This window comes from Rhodococcus sp. IEGM 1351 (assembly GCF_030056875.1).
In the GTDB taxonomy this organism is placed as follows: Bacteria; Actinomycetota; Actinomycetes; order Mycobacteriales; family Mycobacteriaceae; genus Rhodococcus_F; species Rhodococcus_F opacus.
Genome location: NZ_JASHKU010000001.1, coordinates 62,423 through 79,346, shown reverse-complemented (window position 1 = coordinate 79,346; position 16,924 = coordinate 62,423). Strand labels below are relative to the sequence as shown.

Sequence of the window (16,924 nt, the reverse complement as noted above, 5' to 3'; positions counted from 1 at the left end):
TGCCGCAGGGTGATACTGTCGCCCTTCGTGCAGCCCGCCTCCTCACCCACCGCGCTCGTCATCGACGCGAAGAAACCGCCGATGGGCCCGATGCTGGTGACCCCCAATGCGCGCATCAACGGGTATCCCGTGCCGCTCCGGTGGGGACACAACGAAATTCCGGCACCGCCGGGCGTGCACCACATCCAGATCTCGGTCCCGTGGATCTGGGAGCAGGGCAGGGCGCAGATCACCGTCGACAACCGGTACCATCCGGCTCCCCCGGTGTATTACGCGTCGCCGTTCAGCAGTTTCAGCAAGGGCGCCATCGACCATCGGCCGGTGAAGAATCCTGGACTGCTCGGGTTGCTGCTCATCCTCACACCGGTACTCGTCCTGATCCTCGCCGTCGTGGCGTTCGCCCTGTTCGGCTAGAGAAGTCGCAGCCGCACCATTGACACATTGTGGAATGTGTCTCACTATCGGTACATGACCGCACATGTGTCGAGCGTCTCGTTCGTGCCGAGGTCCGGGCAATCGTGGCGGGCCCCGTGGCAGATGTACGCAGACCTGCGCGACCACGACCCGGTCCATCACGTCGTCCCCGAGGGCGCACCCGGGAACGAGTACTGGGTGCTGTCCCGGCACGCCGACGTCTACGCGGCGGCCCGGGACGCCGAGACGTTCTCCTCCGCAGCCGGCCTCACCACGACATACGGCGAGCTGGAGAAGATCGGCCTGCAGGACAATCCGCCGCTGGTGATGCTCGACCCGCCCGACCACACCGCGTTCCGCCGTCTCGTGTCGAAGGGATTCACCCCACGGCAGGTCACCGCCGTCGAGCCGGACGTCCGGGCGTTCGTGGTGGAGCGCATCGAACGACTGCGGGAGACAGGTGAGGGCGATGTGGTGAAGGAACTGTTCAAGCCGTTGCCGAGCATGGTCGTCGCCCACTACCTCGGTGTCCCCGAAGAAGACCGAGCGCAGTTCGACGGCTGGACCGAGGCCATCGTCGCGGCGAATGCGCAGGGCGACACGCTGCAGGCGACGGGTGCGGTCACCGATCTGATGGGCTACTTCGCCGGACTGATCGAGCGGCGGCGCACCGACCCCGGAGACGACACGATCTCACACCTCGTCTCGGGCGGAATGGGAGCCGACGGCGACGTCACCGGGCTGCTCTCCATCCTCGGTTTCGCGTTCACGATGGTCACCGGCGGTAACGACACCACCACCGGGATGCTCGGCGGCGCAGTCCAGTTGCTCACCGAGCACCGGGATCAGCGCCGCGATCTGATCGAACATCCGGAGCTCATCGGCGACGCCGTCGAGGAATTGCTGCGGCTCACGGCCCCCGTCCAGGGCCTCGCCCGCACGGTGACCCGCGACGTCGAGATCGACGGCACCGTCGTTCCCGAGGGACGGAAGGTGCTTCTGCTGTACGGCTCCGCGAACCGCGATCCGCGCCGGTTCGGACCGGATTCCGAGGTCCTGGACGTGCGTCGCAGTCCGAAGCAGATCCTCACGTTCAGCCACGGGGCCCACCACTGCCTGGGTGCGGCCGCAGCACGGATGCAGGCGCGGATCGCGCTCGAGGAACTGCTGGCCCGCTGCCCCGACTTCACCGTCGACATCGACGCCGTCGTCTACGCGGACGGCAACTACGTGCGCCGCCCGACTAGCGTCCCGTTCCGGGTGCGTGAAGCATGACCGCCGACTGGATGCGGGACGAACGCCCCCGCCTCGCCGCCGAGCGAATCCTCGACGTCGCGGCCCAGCTGTACGTCGAGAACGGCATCGCCGCCGTCGGTATGGCCGAGGTCGCCCGGGCGGCCGGATGTTCCCGTGCCACGCTGTACCGCTACTTCGACAGCAGGCAGTCGTTGCAGCTGGCGTTCGTCCACCGCGAGGCCCGGCGCATCGGCACGCTGGTCGCGGAGGAGGTGTCCGGGGTCGGCGACCCCAAGGACGTGATCGTGGAGGCAATGCTGGCCGCGATCCGGCTGGTGCGCGCCGACCCGACTCTGGCCGCCTGGTTCCAGCTCGGCGACTCCGGACTCGCCGCGCAGATCGCGCACTCGTCGGACGTCATCGAGTCGCTGGGCACCGCCTTCCTGGGGCAGGCGGGGTTCTCCGGGGAGGAGACGGTAAGGAAGGCACGGTGGCTCGTCCGGATCATCGTTTCCCTGCTCACCGTTCCGGGCGTCGACGACGCCGACGAACGCACGATGCTCGAGCAGTTCGTCGCGCCGGCGATCGCCGAGCACGACTCTGGACGCGCCTGACACCTGCCACCGCCCGGACGAACGGGACGCTCGTTCGATCTGACGCAACGAGCGTCCCGTTCGTCCGAGGCGAAATCGGCGACGGTCAGGGAACGAAGAAGTAACCCAGGCCCGGCACGATCGTGCCCGACGAGGCGCCGAGGACGGTCGCCGTCACATGCCCCGATCCCGTCGGCACGTCGACGACCGGTTCCTGTCCAGGCACCCCGAAGGAGCCCGACGGCACGGTGGCCGTCCCCGTCACGCCGGTACTGAGATTGAGCCACCGAATCGTGGTGGCAAACGCGTACGTCGTGCAGTTCGCGTTCGGGGTGAACGCCGGGCACATGCTCGTCGCGGACAACCGCACGACACCCGGCCCCGGGTTCGCACCGGTGGACGCGGCCAGCGACACCGTGGCGAACGGGAACGGGTCTCCGATGACACCGGTGAACGGAACCTGGAACGCCGTCGTCGTCACCGACACCGGATCGGGGACGGCAGAAGCGATGCCGGCGGACGCAGTCGTGAACGCCACAGCAGCGGCGCACGTGCCGACGAGCGTGCCGAGACGTCTGATCCTCGTTGCCATACTTACCCTTTCCTTGTCGCTGCATGTGAGTGGCACCGCGTGCGCGGGCACACAATGCCACTCACATGGGTCAGTTCCGCGCGGCGCACACCAGCGCGAAGCGGTCGTCGGGATCGGTCCAGGTGCGGTCGACGTCGAATCCCGCCTCCGCCAACTCCCGTCGGATGCCGTCGAGGGTGAACTTGGCGGAGATTTCCGTCCGCAGCTGCTCACCCTCGGTGAATTCCACGTCCAGATCCAGCTCGCCCACGCGGACCGACATGGCACGCTCGGCTTCGAGCCGCATCTCGATCCACTCGTTGTCGGCGTCCCACAGCGCGACGTGCCGGAACTCGTCCACCGGGAAATCGGCGTCGAGCTGTGTGTTGAGGACCCGCAGCACGTTACGGTTGAACTCGGCGGTCACCCCGGCCGCGTCGTCGTAGGCGGGCACGAGGACGGCGGGATCGGTGACCAGTCCGACCCCGAGGAGCAGGTGCTCCCCCGGCTCGAGGACGTCGGCGATCCCGGAGAGGAACTCCGCCCGCTCGGCGGGCACCATGTTTCCGAGGGTGCCACCGAGGAACGCGATCGTGCGGCGGCCACCGCGTGGCAGGTGGTGCAACGACTCGGTGAAGTCGCTGACGACGCCGCGCACGGTCAGATTCGGGAACTCCACACCGATCTGCTCCGCCGCGCTCTCGAGCGCGGACACCGACACGTCCTGCGGTACGTACGTATGGAGGCTTCCGTGCCGCGTGCCGGCGCCCAGCAGCAACCGTGTCTTCTCCGACGACCCGGATCCGAGTTCGACGAGAATCTCCGGCGCCGCGACCTCGGCGATCTCCCCCGAATACCGTCTGAGCAGTTCCCGTTCGGTACGCGTCGGGAAGTATTCAGGTAACGCGGTGATCTGTTCGAACAGCTCGCTCCCGCGGGCGTCGTAGAAGTATTTGGGAGGCAGCCATTTCGGGTTCGACGTGAGCCCGACGGTGGCGTCCTTGCGCAGAGCGGCCTTCAGCTGCTCGGGCTGCAGGTACACCTCGAGTGTCGGTGTGGTGGTCATCGTGCTCCCATCTCGAGCGGGGTGACGATCAGGTGTCCGGGGCGTGCGCTGACGAAGTGCCGGTCCGGAATCGATTGCCATGCGGGGTTGTCGTCGTAGGGTTCGGACATCAGGATGGCCCGCTCGTCGTCGACGAGCGCCGACAGCGAGTGATGCCAGGTGGTGGCCCACAGTTCGCTGCCGTTGCCCAGCAGCAGATTCAATCGCGAGTTCGGGGCCGCGGCGACGACGTCCTGCACGAGCGCACTCATCGCCTTCTCGGGGTCCTGCTCGCCGAGTGCCCGGCGCAGGAGCAGCCACAACGCGGCCGAGTCGGTCGGTGCCTCGAGTTGCAGCAGATCGCTCACGGGTAGCTCCGCGGCGAGCGCGCCGAGCGACTCCGGCCACCCGCGCACCACCCCGTTGTGGCTGAAGGCCCAGGTCTCGTCGGAGAACGGTGCACAGGCCGTGTGCTGCACGGGCATCCCGACCGTCGCCGACCGCGCGGCGGCCATCACCGCGCGGGAGCGGATGTTCGGCAACGTCTCTCGCACGACGGGGTCGGACCACAGCGGCTGAGCACTGCGGTAGCGGGAGAAGCCGTCCGTTCCCCACCACCCCACACCGAATCCGTCGGCGTTGATGGTTCCGCCACCCCTCATGTCGTGTGGCGCGTAGGACTGGCGCAGTAGCGAGTTCTCGCCGCGACTCAGGAGGTCGCCCACCGACTGTTCCGGTCCCAGATAGCCCAGGTGTCGGCACATCTCAGCGGTCGTCTCCCGGAAGGTCCCGGGCACAGCGGAATCCGGAGAAGATCTGCCTGCGGATCGGGTGGTCCCAGTTGCGGAACGTCCCACGGCATGCCACCGGATCGGTGCCGAACGAACCGCCGCGCAGCACGCGGTAGTCGCCGCCGTAGAACACCTCCGAGTACTCGCGGTACGGGAATGCCGAGAAACCGGGATAGGGCTCGAAGGGCGACGACGTCCACTCCCACACGTCGCCGATCAGTTGATGGACGCCGAGCGGGGACGCCCCCGACGGGTATGCCCCGACCACCGCGGGTCCGAGGTGGTGCTGCCCGAGGTTGGCCAGCGAGGCGTCGGGTTCGTCGTCACCCCAGGGGAATCGGCGCGACCGGCCGGTGAACGGGTCCCATCGCGCGGCCTTCTCCCATTCGGCTTCGGTCGGAAGTCTCTTGCCGTCCCAGCGCGCGAACGCCTCGGCCTCGAAGAAGCAGACGTGCACGACCGGTTCCTGGAGATGGATCGGCTCGGTCACCCCGAACCGCCGTCGCCACCACGTTCCGCAGCCGTCGTTCTCCCAGAACTGGGGAGCGTCCAGCCCCGCTTCGAGGCGGTGCGCCCATCCCCGCTCACTCCACAATTCGGGACGTGCGTAACCACCGTCGTCCATGAACTCGAGGTAGCGGCCGTTGGTGACGGGGACGGCGTCGATCACGAACGCCGGGACGTGCACGGGGTGCGCGGACCTCTCGTTGTCGAGTGCCCACGGATCGTCCGACGTCCCCATCGTGAATTCGCCGGAGGGAATGACCACTTCGTCCTCGTCCATCGCCCCGCCGACACGCGGCGCGCTCTCCGCGGCCAGTACTGCTGCACCGGTGCGCAGTTGATGGGTGGCGAGCATCGTTTCGGCGTGCTGCTGCTCGTGCTGCGCGATCATGCCGAATGCGAATCCGTTCTCCTCGAGCGGCCGGCCCCGGAACGTGCTGCGGTCGAGCACGTCCCACGCCTTGTCTCGAACAGTTCGTATGTATTCCCTCGCCTCGTCCGGGTTCAGCAGCGGCAGGGACGGCCGGGAGTTCCTCGAATGTTTGAATGCGTCGTACAACTCGTCGATATCGCGGCGGACCGGTTCCCGGCCCCCGACATCCCGCACGAGCCACAACTCTTCCTGATTGCCGATGTGCGCGAGATCCCACACGAGCGGGCTCATCAACGGCGAATGCTGCGCGACGAGGTCTTCCCCGTCCACACAGTCCGTCAACCCGGCGGTGCGCTCCCGCGCCCGTGTCAACACCGTCTCGATCTTCTCGCGGGTACCCATCAGCGTTCCCCGCTCGGTGCCTGGCCCCGGCAACATCGCTCGGCGGCGGCATCGAGCAGTCTGACGAATTCGGGGTCGGGCGAGTACGCCGCCGCCAGCGACAGCAGAGATGTTGCCGCAGCGCGCAGTTCGAGGTCGGCCAGACCGAACTCGGCCGCGTCCCGCCAGCGTTCGGCGGTCGGCAGCGCCGCGTCGAGCGCCTCGGTCATGGCACCCGGACCCGACAGCAGCGCGTCGATCGCCGCGATGGGAACCCGCCACTGGTCACCCGGTTGCGCGTCGAGGTAGCGCACCTCGAGATGACCGGCCGCACGAACGGGCGGAAACAGGGTGGTGAGATGGTAGTCGAGGTCGGCGGGCATCGGGCGTCCGATCACGTCGTCCAGCGCGCCCTCGACCCAGTCGGCGAAAGTTGCACCGTCGGGCGCAGTCCAGTCCGTTCCGTCGTTACGGATGCACAGCAGCGGCACGTCCAGTACCCACCCCGCATAGTCCGCGATGTGCGGGGTTCCGGTGGTGCGCGGCGAATCGAGTTCGAGCCACGTTCGCATCCGCTGCGATGCCCATTGCCCGTCGGGTCCCCCGTAGAGCCGCGGCGAACACGCGAAGGCCGCGATCAATGCAGGACCGATGGCATGGAGCAGGTGCCACCGCTTCTCCACCGCAACCGGATCGGCCCCGGCGTCCACGCTGATCTGCGTTGCGGCGGTGTTGCACATCATCAGTTTCCCGAAGGGCCCGATGCCGGTGAAGTGGGATTCCATCGCGCAGTACCGCGGCGATTGGAGGAGACGCTGCGCGGGCCGGCGGGTGTCCGCGGCCTCGGACGACATGAGGATCGATTGGGACGACAACAGGTCCGCGAGAACCGCCTGATCGGCGGCGAGATAGTCGCACAATTCGCGTGCGGAGTAATAGGGGGCGCTGGACAGTTCGATCTGTCCGCCGGGTTCGACCGTGACGACGCTGCCACCGGGAAGGGGCTGAGCAGGAGAAGAGGGATCGATGGTTCTGGGAGTGTGCGGCCCGAGAGCTTCAGCGAGAGCGGCGAGGTCGGGGCGCACGTTTTCCGGCAGTTGCGCGGTCAGCCACTCCAATTCCGCGCCGATCAGCTGCGGCGGCCCAAGTTTGAAACACACACCACCCAGGTACGCCTCCGCCGCCGGCCGCGACGTGAAACACGTTGCCTCGACGGACTGAACTGCAGTAGCCATTCGACCCTCCCCTTCGGGCGCCGCCTGAACGTCGTTATCGACATTAGAGCGCCTCGGCCGTCGATGCACGCCCCAACGGCATACTTTTGGAGGAACCTGCACAGGTACGTTCGAGTCCATTCACCGCGAAAAGGGAGGTATCGGACATGCTCGACCTCGAGCAGGCGCGACGGGACACCCCGGGCTGCCTCGACAAGGTGTTCCTCGACAGCGCGGGCTCCTCGCTTCCGCCGACCCCGGTCCTGGACGCCGTGTTCGCGCACCTGCGCCGGGAAGCCGACGTGGGCGGCTACGTCGCGGCCGCCGAACGGGCCGACGATCTCGCCGCCGTCAAGTCGTCCCTGGGCCGGCTGATCGGGGCGAGCGCCGACGGCATCGCCCTGGTGGACAGTGCCACCACCGCCTGGAACGACTTCTTCCATGCCGTCCCGCTCCGGGCCGGTGACCGAGTGCTGATCTCGGAGGTCGAGTACGCCAGCAACGCCATCGCCGTCCTGCAACGGGCCCGGTCCGTGGGCGCGACGGTCGACGTGATCCCCAGCGACCCGGCGGGCCAGATCGACGTGGCCGCCCTCGAGACGCTTCTCGACGACCGGGTCCGTCTCGTGTCCCTCGTGCACGTGCCCACCAACGGCGGTCTGGTCAACCCCGTCCGCGCGGTGACGGAGCTGGCACATTCGCACGGCGCGCTCGTGCTGCTCGACGCGTGCCAGTCGGTCGGTCAGATCGCGCTCGACGTGGGCGAACTGGGCGTCGACGCGCTCTCCGCCACGGGCCGCAAATGGCTTCGTGCACCGCGGGGCACCGGCTTCCTGTACGTCCGGCCGGAACTGGCCGCGACGCTCGAGCCGGCCGCCCTCGACCTGCACAGCGCGGAGTGGACCGCAGCCGATGCGTACCGGCTCGCCACCGACGCCAGCCGGTTCGAATTCTGGGAATGCGACGTCGCCGCGCGCCTCGGACTCGGAGTGGCGGCCGACTATCTCCTCGACCTCGGGGTGGACGAGGTCGCGGTGGCCGTTGCTGCCGGGGCGGAGCACCTCCGGTCGGGGCTCGCGGCGATCCCCGGTGTCACCGTGCGCGACCTCGGCGCCCGCCGCTGCGGAATCGTCTCGTTCACCGTCGACGGGTTCGATCCCGGCGACGTCCGGAAACAGCTGGCCGCCCGCAACGTCACGGTCACGGCCAGCCTGCGTGGATCGACGCTGCTGGACATGAGCGCCCGCGGACTGGACGCCGTGGTGCGGGCGTCGCCGCACTACTTCTGCTCCCCCGACGACCTCGACCGGTTCCTCGCGGAGGTGCGGACACTCGCGAACTAGGGCAGTACGCTGGAACTCACCCGAATATCAGGACTTCGCGATGACGGACCAGGGATCACCGGCGCTGCCGCGCTTCGCCGCGGAGAAGGTCGTGCAGTTGCAGACGCGCAGACGCGACGGCTCGTGGGTGGACACTCCGGTCAACTTCGCCGTGCAGGGCGATCGGGCATACTTCCGGACCCCGGGACGGGCGTCCAAGAACAAGCGGCTACGCAATTTTCCCGACGTCCGGATCCGCCCGTGCACGTGGTCCGGCAAGCCGACGGGTCCGCCGGCGCAGGCCACGGCGCGACTGCTGTCCGGTGAGGAGGCGCGGGCCGCGGGCGCCCTGATCGACGAGAAGTATCCCGTGGTGCAGCGGATCGGGGTGCATCTCGCGCACCGGCTGGCACGCACGTCGACGCTGCACTACGAGCTGTCCGGCGTGACGGACCTGCCCGGATAGCCGGGCGCTCGCCGACCTCCGAGCGCGGCGTCCCACTGACCGGGAGATCCACCGAATCGGGTTTTGGAACAGGTTACAGTTTGAGGGTAACCCACGTCACACTTCGCCTGTGACCGCCCGAGAGGACTTCCACCCATGGTCGACGCCACACCGATCCGCCCCCGGTCCGCAGCAACGGTCACCGAGTGGGACTACGAGGCCGATGTCGTGGTCGCGGGTTACGGCATCGCCGGTGTGTCCGCCTCCATCGAGGCGGCGCGCGCCGGCGCCGACGTCCTGGTCCTCGAACGCACCAGCGGCTGGGGCGGTGCCGCCGCTCTCGCGGGCGGCTTCATCTACCTCGGCGGAGGCACGCCGTTGCAGAAGGCGTGCGGGTTCGACGACTCGCCCGAGAACATGAAGACGTTCATGATGGCGGCCCTCGGCCCGGGTGCCGACGAGGAGAAGATCACCGACTACTGCGAGGGCAGCGTCGAACACTACAACTGGCTCGTCAACTGTGGTGTCCCGTTCAAGGAGAGCTTCTGGGGCGAACCCGGCTGGGAGCCCCCGTTCGACGACGGACTCATGTACTCCGGCGGCGAGAACGCGGCACCCTTCAACGAGATCGCGACTCCCGCACCGCGCGGCCACGTTCCGCAGATGGACGGCAAGCGGACCGGCGAGAAGGGCGGTGGCTACATGCTGATGAAGCCGCTCGTCGAGACCGCCGAAAAGCTCGGGGTCCGAGCCGAATACGACATGCGCGTCCAGACGCTCGTCACGGACGACACCGGTCGCGTCGTCGGGATCGTCGCCAAGCAGTACGGCAAGGAGGTGGCCGTGCGGGCGCGCCGCGGCGTCGTCCTCGCCACCGGCAGCTTCGCCTACAACGACAAGATGATCGAGGCCCACGCGCCGCGGCTCATCGGCCGCCCCGGCGCCGCCATCGAGGAGCACGACGGACGGTCGATCCTCATGGCGCAGGCCCTCGGCGCCGATCTCGCCCACATGGACGCCACCGAGGTCGCGTTCGTCTGCGACCCCCAGTTGATCGTCCGCGGCATCCTGGTCAACGGCCGGGGGCAGCGCTACGTGCCGGAGGACACGTACTCCGGGCGGATCGGCCAGATGACCCTGTTCCACCAGGACAACCAGGCGTTCCTCATCATCGACGAGGCGTCCTACGAGGAGGGGGCGGCCGCCACCACGGCCACGCCGTTCCTGCGCGTCCAACCGAAGTGGGCGGCGGAGACCGTCGAGGAACTCGAATCGGACATGGGTTTGCCCGCCGGCGCACTGCAGTCGACCGTCGAGGTCTACAACACGCACGCCGCCGAAGGATCGGACCCGCTGCTGCACAAGAAATCCGAGTGGGTGAAGCCGATCGGCACCCCCGTCGCGGCACTCGACCTGCGCGGGTTCACCCTCGGCTTCACGCTCGGCGGCCTGCGAACGACCGTGAACTCCGAGGTACTGCACGTCTCCGGCGAACCGATTCCCGGCCTCTTCGCGGCGGGACGGTGCACGTCCGGTGTGTGCGCCGGCGGCTACGCCAGCGGCACCTCCCTCGGCGACGGCAGCTTCTACGGCCGCCGCGCCGGGATCAGTGCGGCGACGCACACCTGACCGGACTACCCGACGAGCCGGACCGTCACGCCGGCCGCGAACCGGTAGGGCTGGGTGCTCAGGACCGCGCCGAGACTCTTGCGCAGACGCGAGACCTCGGCGCGGACCGCCACCACGTGGTCGCGGTCGCCGAACAACGATTCGCTGAGCGAGGCCGCGTCGACGCCCGCCGGTCCCGCGACCGACAGCACCCGCAGGATCTGGGCGTGCCGGGGCGAGAGCGCCCGCGTCCAGTTGACGTCGCCCCGGACCGTCACGTGCGGCGCGTCCCCGAGGTCGAGTTCCAGTTCGATGGCTGCCCCGTCGACGCGCCTGCGCACCAGCCAGCCGTCGCCGAGCGGTTCGGGCACGCACAGCCCGAGCCCCGGGACGAGCAGTGGCCGGTCCAGGCTCGGCGGCGCGACCCGCTCCGGCGCCGCGATGCCACTCGCCTCCGCGACCCACCCGTGCTTGTCGACGACCAGCGCCGGACCGCCCGCCGACGCGAGCAGCGGTGCCGCCCGGCCGCGCAACTTGTCCAGTTGCGCCGTGTGCTCGCGCCACAGTGTCGCCTCGGCCAGACGCACGGCGGTGCGGACGAGTGCGACCGTGGTCGGGTGAATCGACATCGCCGACCCACTGATGTCGACGACGCCGAGGATCTCACCGGTGCGCGGATCGTGCACCGGCGACCCTGTGCACGACCAGCCGTGATGCGAGGGCGCATAGTGCTCGGCCGAGAACAGTTGCACCGCAGCATCTTCGATCAGCGCCGTGCCGATCGCGTTGGTCCCGACCGCCTGCTCCGCCCAGCGAGCACCCTCCGTGAACCCCAGGGCGTCGGCCGCCTTCCGGACCCCGCGGGATCCTTCCCGCCACAACAGGACACCGTCGGCGTCGGCGATGACCACGATGAAGTTCGCATCGTCCGCGACCTGCGTCAGCGTGCTGCGCAGTTCCGGGAGCACCGTGCGCAGCGCCGTCCGGGTACGCCGCGCCTCGATCTCGGAGAAGTCGGCGGGCTCCACGTCCGCGCAGTGGTCCGGGCTCACACCGCCCGCCTGCAGTCGGGACCACGACCGCGCCACCACGTCCCGGGGCAGCGCGGGCGGCTGCTCCCCGGACAGCACGGCGTCGTGCACCCGGCTGAGCAGCCGGGCATGTCGCGGCAGATCCACACCAGTTGCCACTGCGGTCAGCCGGTCGGCGGTCGGACGTTCAGCGCTCACAACGCCGAGGCTACCCCCGACGTTGTGAGCCACACCACTGTCCGTCATCGGATCGGCTGCAACCCTTCCTCCTGGGCCTTGATCTGGAAGGCCAGATACTTCGAGTAGTGCCGGGACTGATGCAGGTTGCCGGCCATGAACCAGAAACCCGGATGACCGGACCGGCGCCACACCGTGCGCAGCTCGCCCTCGTCGTCGAGGCCCCACACGTCCTGGCAGCGGTCCGCGACCGCGTCGCCGAGGAACTTGCGGGCGCTCTCACGCATGTTCTTGTATCCGGTCGCGAGAACCACCACGTCCACCGGCATCTCGGTGCCGTCGGCGAACACAACCCCGTCCGGGGTGAAGTGATCGATCTCGGTTCCCTGCTTCACCGTCACCTCGCCGCTCGCGATCAGCTCGGATGCACCGACGTCGATGTAGTAGCCGCCGCCGCGTCGCAGGTACTTCATGAACAGGCCGCTGCCGTCCTCGCCGAAATCGACCTTGAATCCGGCCTTCCGCAGACCGTCGAGCATCTCCGCGTCCTTCTCTGCAATGGCCTCCGTCGCCCCGGCGTGAATTCCCGCGAGCAACGGGTACGGCAGCGACGCGAAGATCAGGTCGGCGTCCTGCACCGCGGGCCCGCCCTCCTCGTACACGCCGCCGAACAGTCCGGGGATGCCGTGCTTGCTGCTCATCACATACGTGGACGAGCGCTGCAGGATGGTCACGTCCGCACCCTGCTCGTTGAGTTCCTGGGCGATGTCGTGGCCCGAGTTGCAGCAGCCGACGACGAGGGCCTTCTTGCCCTGCATCTCCCGGCCGCCGACGAACCAACTCGAATGCTCGATGGTTCCCTCGAACGTGTCGGCACCAGCGATCCGCGGAATGTTCGGCACCCCACTCATTCCCGTGGCGAGGACGACGTGCCGGGGGTGCAGCGTGCGGGTGGAGCCGTCGTCGCGGGCGACGGTCACGGTCCATTCGCCGGTGGCGTCGTCATAGCTGCCGCCGGTGAACTCGGTTCCCGTCCACACGTTGAGTTCCATTGCGTCGGCGTAGAACTCGAACCAGTTCGCGAGCTTGTCCTTGGGCGTGAACACCGGCCAGTGGTCGGGGAAGTTCAAGTACGGCAGGTGGTCGTACCAGACCGGGTCGTGCAGGACCAGCGAGTGGTAGCGCTTGCGCCAGCTGTCACCGATCCGGTCGTTTCGCTCCACCAGCAGGGTGTCGACTCCGAGCTGTCCCAGACGGGCCGCGAGGGCAAGACCACCCTGGCCGGCGCCGACGATCACGACGGCCGGCTGCTCGGTCTCGAACTCACCCTTGACGGTTCGCCGGTCGAGCCAGTTGATCTTGCCGCGGTGGGCGCCGTGATTCGTGCCCTGAACCCGCCGATGCCCCTTCTTCTCCTCGTGACCCTTGATCTCCTCCATCGCGCTGATCAACGTCCAGGCACGCCACTCGCCGTCGTCGTCGCGCCTCAGCCGAACGAAACCGCGGCTGCGGGCCAGGGTCGTCTCGAACGTGAAGAAGGCCTGTATCCAGTCACCCTCGGGATCGGCCACCGCCTCGGCGGGGTGCGCGGGTGACAGGACGAGGTGGCGCGGCTCGTGCACCGGAACCGAATCCGCGAGGCGCGACTCGATGTCCGCGCGACCGTGCGTGGTGTGCAGATCCCAGGTGAACGACAGCAGGTCGCGCCACCAACCGTCGACCAGGAAGTGCTGGGCGGCCCCGCGCACGTCGCTTCGTTCGAGGGCGGCACCGAATCCGGCCAGCCAGCGCCGGGCGATGTCACCCGGCTGCGGGATGGCGGTGTCGACGGGTGCGTCGAGTGTGGCGGTCATGATGTCCTCCGTCGTCGGGAATCGAGAAGTTCGATACCTCTGTGATACGGGTCACAAGGGCGGGGCGGCAGCGTTGCATCGGATTGCACCGTCCCCACCTCGGCGCCGCGCAGCCTCCCGAGGACACCCGATTAGCAGGTCAACAGGCCATCCGGTAGAGTTCCATAAGTTGTCTCGGCGAGGGTGAACCAGAAGTTCCCATTGACTGGCTCACCGTGATCGACGCGGCGACGGCTCTGCTCGAGCGTTTCGCTCCTGGCCGTCGCGTGTTCGTCCCTCGTCGACTCGAACCGCCCGCCAGTTACCACCGTGAGTTGTAGGAGCCGTTTCACCATGTCTGACGAAAATCGCCTCGTAGCCGCCGTGCGCACCGAGTTCGGCAAGGGTGCCGCCCGCCGCGCGCGCCGCGACGGCCAGGTCCCCGCAGTCCTGTACGGCCACGGTGAGGACCCCCGCCACCTGAACGTCCCGTCCCGCGACTTCGCCGCCATCCTGCGCGCGCACGGCACCAACGCCATCCTGACCCTCGACATCGAGGGCAAGGAGCAGGTCGCGCTCACCAAGTCGGTCGTGGTTCACCCGATCCGCAACTACATCGAGCACGCCGACCTCCTCGTCATCAAGAAGGGCGAGAAGGTCACCGTCGACGTTCCCGTCGTCGTCACCGGTGAGGCCGCTGCCGGCACCCTGGTCGCGCAGGACGCCGCCACCATCTCCCTCGAAGCGGACGCGCTGCACATCCCCGAGCAGATCGAGATCTCGGTCGAGGGCCTCGAGGTCGGCACCCAGATCCTGGCCAACCAGCTCGAGCTGCCCAAGGGTTCCACCCTGCAGGCCGACGAGGAACTGCTCATCGTCAACGTCGTCGCAGCCCCGACCGCTGCCGACCTCGAAGAGGAGACCGGCGAAGCCGCGGCCGAGCCCGCCGAGGCTCCGGCCGAAGAGGGCGCCGAGAGCTGATCCTCTCGCAACCGCACTGATGTCGGCGGCGCGTCGTCCCGGATTGTCCGGGGTGACGCGCCGCTGTCGTCTGACACGACCCCCTCACGCATGGAAGGACCCTGTCGGTGAGTGAAGACACCGCCCTGGTGGTGGGTCTGGGCAACCCCGGACCGCAATACGAGAAGACCCGGCACAACGTCGGCTTCATGGTGGCCGGCGTGCTGTCCGCTCGCATGGGTGGCAAGTTCAGCGCGCACAAGAAGAGCGGCGCCGAGATCGTTCAGGGGCGACTCGAGGGACGTCCGACGATCCTCGCCAAACCGCGGTCGTTCATGAACCTGTCCGGTTCCGCCGTCGCCGGGCTGGCCCGGTTCTTCTCCGTCGATCCGGGCAACATCGTGGTCATCCACGACGAACTCGACCTCGACTTCGGGACCATTCGACTCAAGCAGGGCGGCGGCGAGGGCGGGCACAACGGCCTGCGGTCCATCTCGAGCGCGCTCGGCACCAAGGAGTACCTGCGCACCCGTGTCGGGATCGGTCGTCCCCCCGGACGGATGGATCCGGCGTCGTACGTGCTGAAGCCGTTCTCCTCGGCGGAACGCAAGGAACTCGACCTCGTCTGCGAAGAATCCGCGGACGCCGTCGAGCTGGTCCTGCGCGTCGGGCTCGAGGCTGCGCAGAACCGCCTGCATTAGTGGACCAGATTCGCCGACGTGGCGCGGCGGAGTTTGCCCGACGACGTCTTGGGAATGCTGCCGGGCCCGAGGACGGCGACCGTGCGCGGTCGCACGCCGACCTCGGAGAACACGGCGTGCACGACCTCGTGCTCGATGCGCTTGACCACTTCGGGGTCCTGATAGTCGTTGGTCTCCACCGCGACGGCGAAACTTTCCCGCTTCTGCCCCGCGTCGAGGCGGACGGCCACCGCGTTGCCGGGACGCACTCCGGCGACGGTGCCGGCGGCCCGCTCGATGTCCGTCGGGTAGATGTTGCGGCCACCCATGATGATGACGTCCTTGACGCGGCCGCACACGACGACGAGGCCTTCTTCAGTGAAGTAGCCGACGTCGCCGGTGTTCAGCCAGCCGTCCGCGTCCTGCGCGGGCTTGTGTCCGTCGACCGTGATGTATCCGGGGGTGACCGCCTTGCCGCGGACCTCGATGATGCCGACACCGCGGGTCGGGAGCAGCTCACCCTCGCTGTCGACGACGCGTCCCTCCAGGTTCGGCACCATCTTTCCGAGGGTGGCGAGGGCACGCGCGTTCGGCTTGCTCGACGGGACAGCGCGCTGCATCGCCTCGAGGAGATCCGGGTCGACGAGGTCGAGCACCTGGCCCTGATCCGGATCCGGGATGGAGACGGCGAGGGTGGTCTCGGCCATGCCGTAGACGGGGGCGAGTGCGGACGGGTTCAGGCCGAAGCGGGCGCCCGCCTCGGCGAGCTTGGTCATCGTCTCGGGGTCGACGGGCTCGGCGCCGTTCCACATGTACCGGACGGTGCTCAGGTCGACGGCGCCGTCCTCCGCCTGCTTGAGGCGGCGGGCGAGCAGCGAGTACGCGAAGTTGGGGGCGGCTGTGACGGTGCCCTTGTACTTCCCCATCAGTTCCGCCCACAGCAGCGGCGTGCGGAGGAAGTCCATCGGGGTGATGCTCACGACCTCCGCGCCGACCTGCATCGGCACGCTCAGGAACCCGACCATCCCCATGTCGTGGAACAGGGGCAGCCAGCTGATCATCACATCGTCCTCGATGGAGAACTTGATGCGGTCGATCATGGCGTACGCGTTGGTGTAGAAGTTCTCGTGCGTGATCTGCACGGCCTTGGGGGAACCGGTGGAACCGGACGTGAGCTGCTGCAGCGCGATGTCGCTCTCGAACGTCTCGACCGGGTCGATAGCCGTGCCCTCGTTCAGCTCGGCCACCGTCACCACGGTGATGCCGCGCTCCTCCAGCAGCGGCTTGGCGGCGTCGAACGGCGCACCGAGGATGACGGCCTTCGCCTGAATCATGTTGATGACGGTCTCGGTGTCCTTGGCCCACACGGCCAGGTCGGTGCGCGGCGTCGGCTGATGCAACATGGTCACGGACGCGCCCCGCATCCAGGTGCCCTGGCAGGAGGGTGCGATGTCGACGGGCTGACCGGCGAGGATGCCGATGGCGTCGCCGTGTCCGATACCCGCCTCGGCGAGTGCGCCCGCCATGCGGCGCGCGGCCTTGTGGATCTCGCCCCACGGCTGCCGCAGCGGCGCGTCGGGCTCACCCGTGTTGAGACCACGGGTGCTACTCGCCGCGGTCGCGTACATCTCGTCGGTGAATTTGCTCACAGTCTTCCTCCTGCACATACGGGTGTCCGAACGCAGAACGGTGAACTCCGGAGCGCCCCGACGACTCACCCATATAAATCCCCCACCGGCCTCCGATC

At 68.3% G+C, this 16,924-nt stretch carries 16 protein-coding genes; 8 read left to right on the top strand and 8 right to left on the bottom strand.

The window, feature by feature from the left end; genetic code table 11:
• The first annotated feature begins 9 nt into the window (after positions 1-9).
• Genes QM806_RS00420 through QM806_RS00410 form a run of 3 tightly spaced genes read left to right on the top strand, consistent with a single transcriptional unit; the run spans position 10 to position 2,264 of the window.
• Positions 10-414 carry a hypothetical protein gene (locus tag QM806_RS00420; RefSeq protein WP_005574290.1) on the top strand — a complete coding sequence of 135 codons (405 nt, stop codon included), beginning with the start codon at positions 10-12 and terminating at the stop codon, positions 412-414.
• 54 nt (positions 415-468) lie between these two features.
• The gene (locus QM806_RS00415) at positions 469-1,689 is read left to right on the top strand and encodes a cytochrome P450 (RefSeq protein ID WP_133986366.1); all 1,221 of its coding nucleotides are present in this window, start codon (positions 469-471) and stop codon (positions 1,687-1,689) included.
• Positions 1,686-2,264 carry a TetR/AcrR family transcriptional regulator gene (locus QM806_RS00410; protein ID WP_005574294.1) on the top strand — a complete coding sequence of 193 codons (579 nt, stop codon included), beginning with the start codon at positions 1,686-1,688 and terminating at the stop codon, positions 2,262-2,264. Before QM806_RS00415 ends, QM806_RS00410 begins: the two co-directional genes overlap by 4 nt.
• 85 nt (positions 2,265-2,349) lie before the next feature.
• On the opposite strand, the gene QM806_RS00405 is transcribed toward QM806_RS00410, so the two are convergent.
• The 5 genes from QM806_RS00405 to egtA form a co-directional block, all read right to left on the bottom strand.
• Positions 2,350-2,835 carry a hypothetical protein gene (locus tag QM806_RS00405; protein ID WP_005574296.1) on the bottom strand — a complete coding sequence of 162 codons (486 nt, stop codon included), beginning with the start codon at positions 2,833-2,835 and terminating at the stop codon, positions 2,350-2,352.
• A 70-nt stretch (positions 2,836-2,905) separates the two neighbouring features.
• Entirely contained in the window at positions 2,906-3,880 is a 975-nt protein-coding gene (egtD, locus tag QM806_RS00400; RefSeq protein WP_005574298.1) for an L-histidine N(alpha)-methyltransferase, read from the bottom strand.
• Positions 3,877-4,623, bottom strand: coding sequence for an ergothioneine biosynthesis protein EgtC (gene egtC / locus QM806_RS00395; RefSeq protein ID WP_037203445.1), 747 nt, complete (start codon positions 4,621-4,623; stop codon positions 3,877-3,879). The genes egtD and egtC overlap by 4 nt, the downstream gene beginning before the upstream one ends.
• Before the next feature lies 1 nt (position 4,624).
• Positions 4,625-5,929 carry an ergothioneine biosynthesis protein EgtB gene (gene egtB / locus QM806_RS00390; RefSeq protein ID WP_005255519.1) on the bottom strand — a complete coding sequence of 435 codons (1,305 nt, stop codon included), beginning with the start codon at positions 5,927-5,929 and terminating at the stop codon, positions 4,625-4,627.
• On the bottom strand, positions 5,929-7,143 hold the full coding sequence (gene egtA, locus QM806_RS00385) for an ergothioneine biosynthesis glutamate--cysteine ligase EgtA (RefSeq protein WP_005255517.1): 1,215 nt from the start codon (positions 7,141-7,143) through the stop codon (positions 5,929-5,931). The genes egtB and egtA overlap by 1 nt, the downstream gene beginning before the upstream one ends.
• Positions 7,144-7,289: 146 nt before the next feature.
• Here egtA and QM806_RS00380 point away from each other — a divergent pair, with 146 nt between their 5' ends.
• The 3 genes from QM806_RS00380 to QM806_RS00370 all read left to right on the top strand — a co-directional run bounded on the left by QM806_RS00380 (position 7,290) and on the right by QM806_RS00370 (position 10,518).
• The gene (locus QM806_RS00380; protein ID WP_133986365.1) at positions 7,290-8,465 is read left to right on the top strand and encodes an aminotransferase class V-fold PLP-dependent enzyme; all 1,176 of its coding nucleotides are present in this window, start codon (positions 7,290-7,292) and stop codon (positions 8,463-8,465) included.
• Between the two features lie 40 nt (positions 8,466-8,505).
• Positions 8,506-8,910 (top strand): PPOX class F420-dependent oxidoreductase, encoded by a 405-nt coding sequence (locus QM806_RS00375; RefSeq protein WP_005562704.1) that lies wholly within the window; start codon positions 8,506-8,508, stop codon positions 8,908-8,910.
• A 135-nt stretch (positions 8,911-9,045) separates the two neighbouring features.
• Complete coding sequence (locus QM806_RS00370) at positions 9,046-10,518, top strand: FAD-dependent oxidoreductase (protein WP_120659458.1); 1,473 nt, start codon at positions 9,046-9,048, stop codon at positions 10,516-10,518.
• A 5-nt stretch (positions 10,519-10,523) separates the two neighbouring features.
• On the opposite strand, the gene QM806_RS00365 is transcribed toward QM806_RS00370, so the two are convergent.
• Together QM806_RS00365 and QM806_RS00360 are read right to left on the bottom strand one after the other, a co-directional pair.
• Positions 10,524-11,774, bottom strand: a complete 1,251-nt coding sequence (locus QM806_RS00365) for a GAF domain-containing protein (RefSeq protein WP_065490022.1) — start codon at positions 11,772-11,774, stop codon at positions 10,524-10,526.
• On the bottom strand, positions 11,771-13,558 hold the full coding sequence (locus tag QM806_RS00360; protein ID WP_005569427.1) for a flavin-containing monooxygenase: 1,788 nt from the start codon (positions 13,556-13,558) through the stop codon (positions 11,771-11,773). The genes QM806_RS00365 and QM806_RS00360 overlap by 4 nt, the downstream gene beginning before the upstream one ends.
• A gap of 333 nt (positions 13,559-13,891) precedes the next feature.
• Here QM806_RS00360 and QM806_RS00355 point away from each other — a divergent pair, with 333 nt between their 5' ends.
• Positions 13,892-14,518: a 50S ribosomal protein L25/general stress protein Ctc gene (locus tag QM806_RS00355; RefSeq protein ID WP_039952679.1), complete on the top strand. Its 627-nt coding sequence runs from the start codon at positions 13,892-13,894 to the stop codon at positions 14,516-14,518.
• A gap of 107 nt (positions 14,519-14,625) precedes the next feature.
• Positions 14,626-15,198, top strand: coding sequence for an aminoacyl-tRNA hydrolase (pth, locus tag QM806_RS00350; RefSeq protein ID WP_005255495.1), 573 nt, complete (start codon positions 14,626-14,628; stop codon positions 15,196-15,198).
• Here pth and QM806_RS00345 read toward each other — a convergent pair.
• A complete protein-coding gene (locus QM806_RS00345) occupies positions 15,195-16,826 on the bottom strand; it encodes a fatty acyl-AMP ligase (protein ID WP_054247598.1) in 1,632 nt (543 codons plus the stop codon). The two genes, pth and QM806_RS00345, sit on opposite strands and share 4 nt — an antisense overlap.
• Between the last annotated feature and the right edge of the window lie 98 nt (positions 16,827-16,924).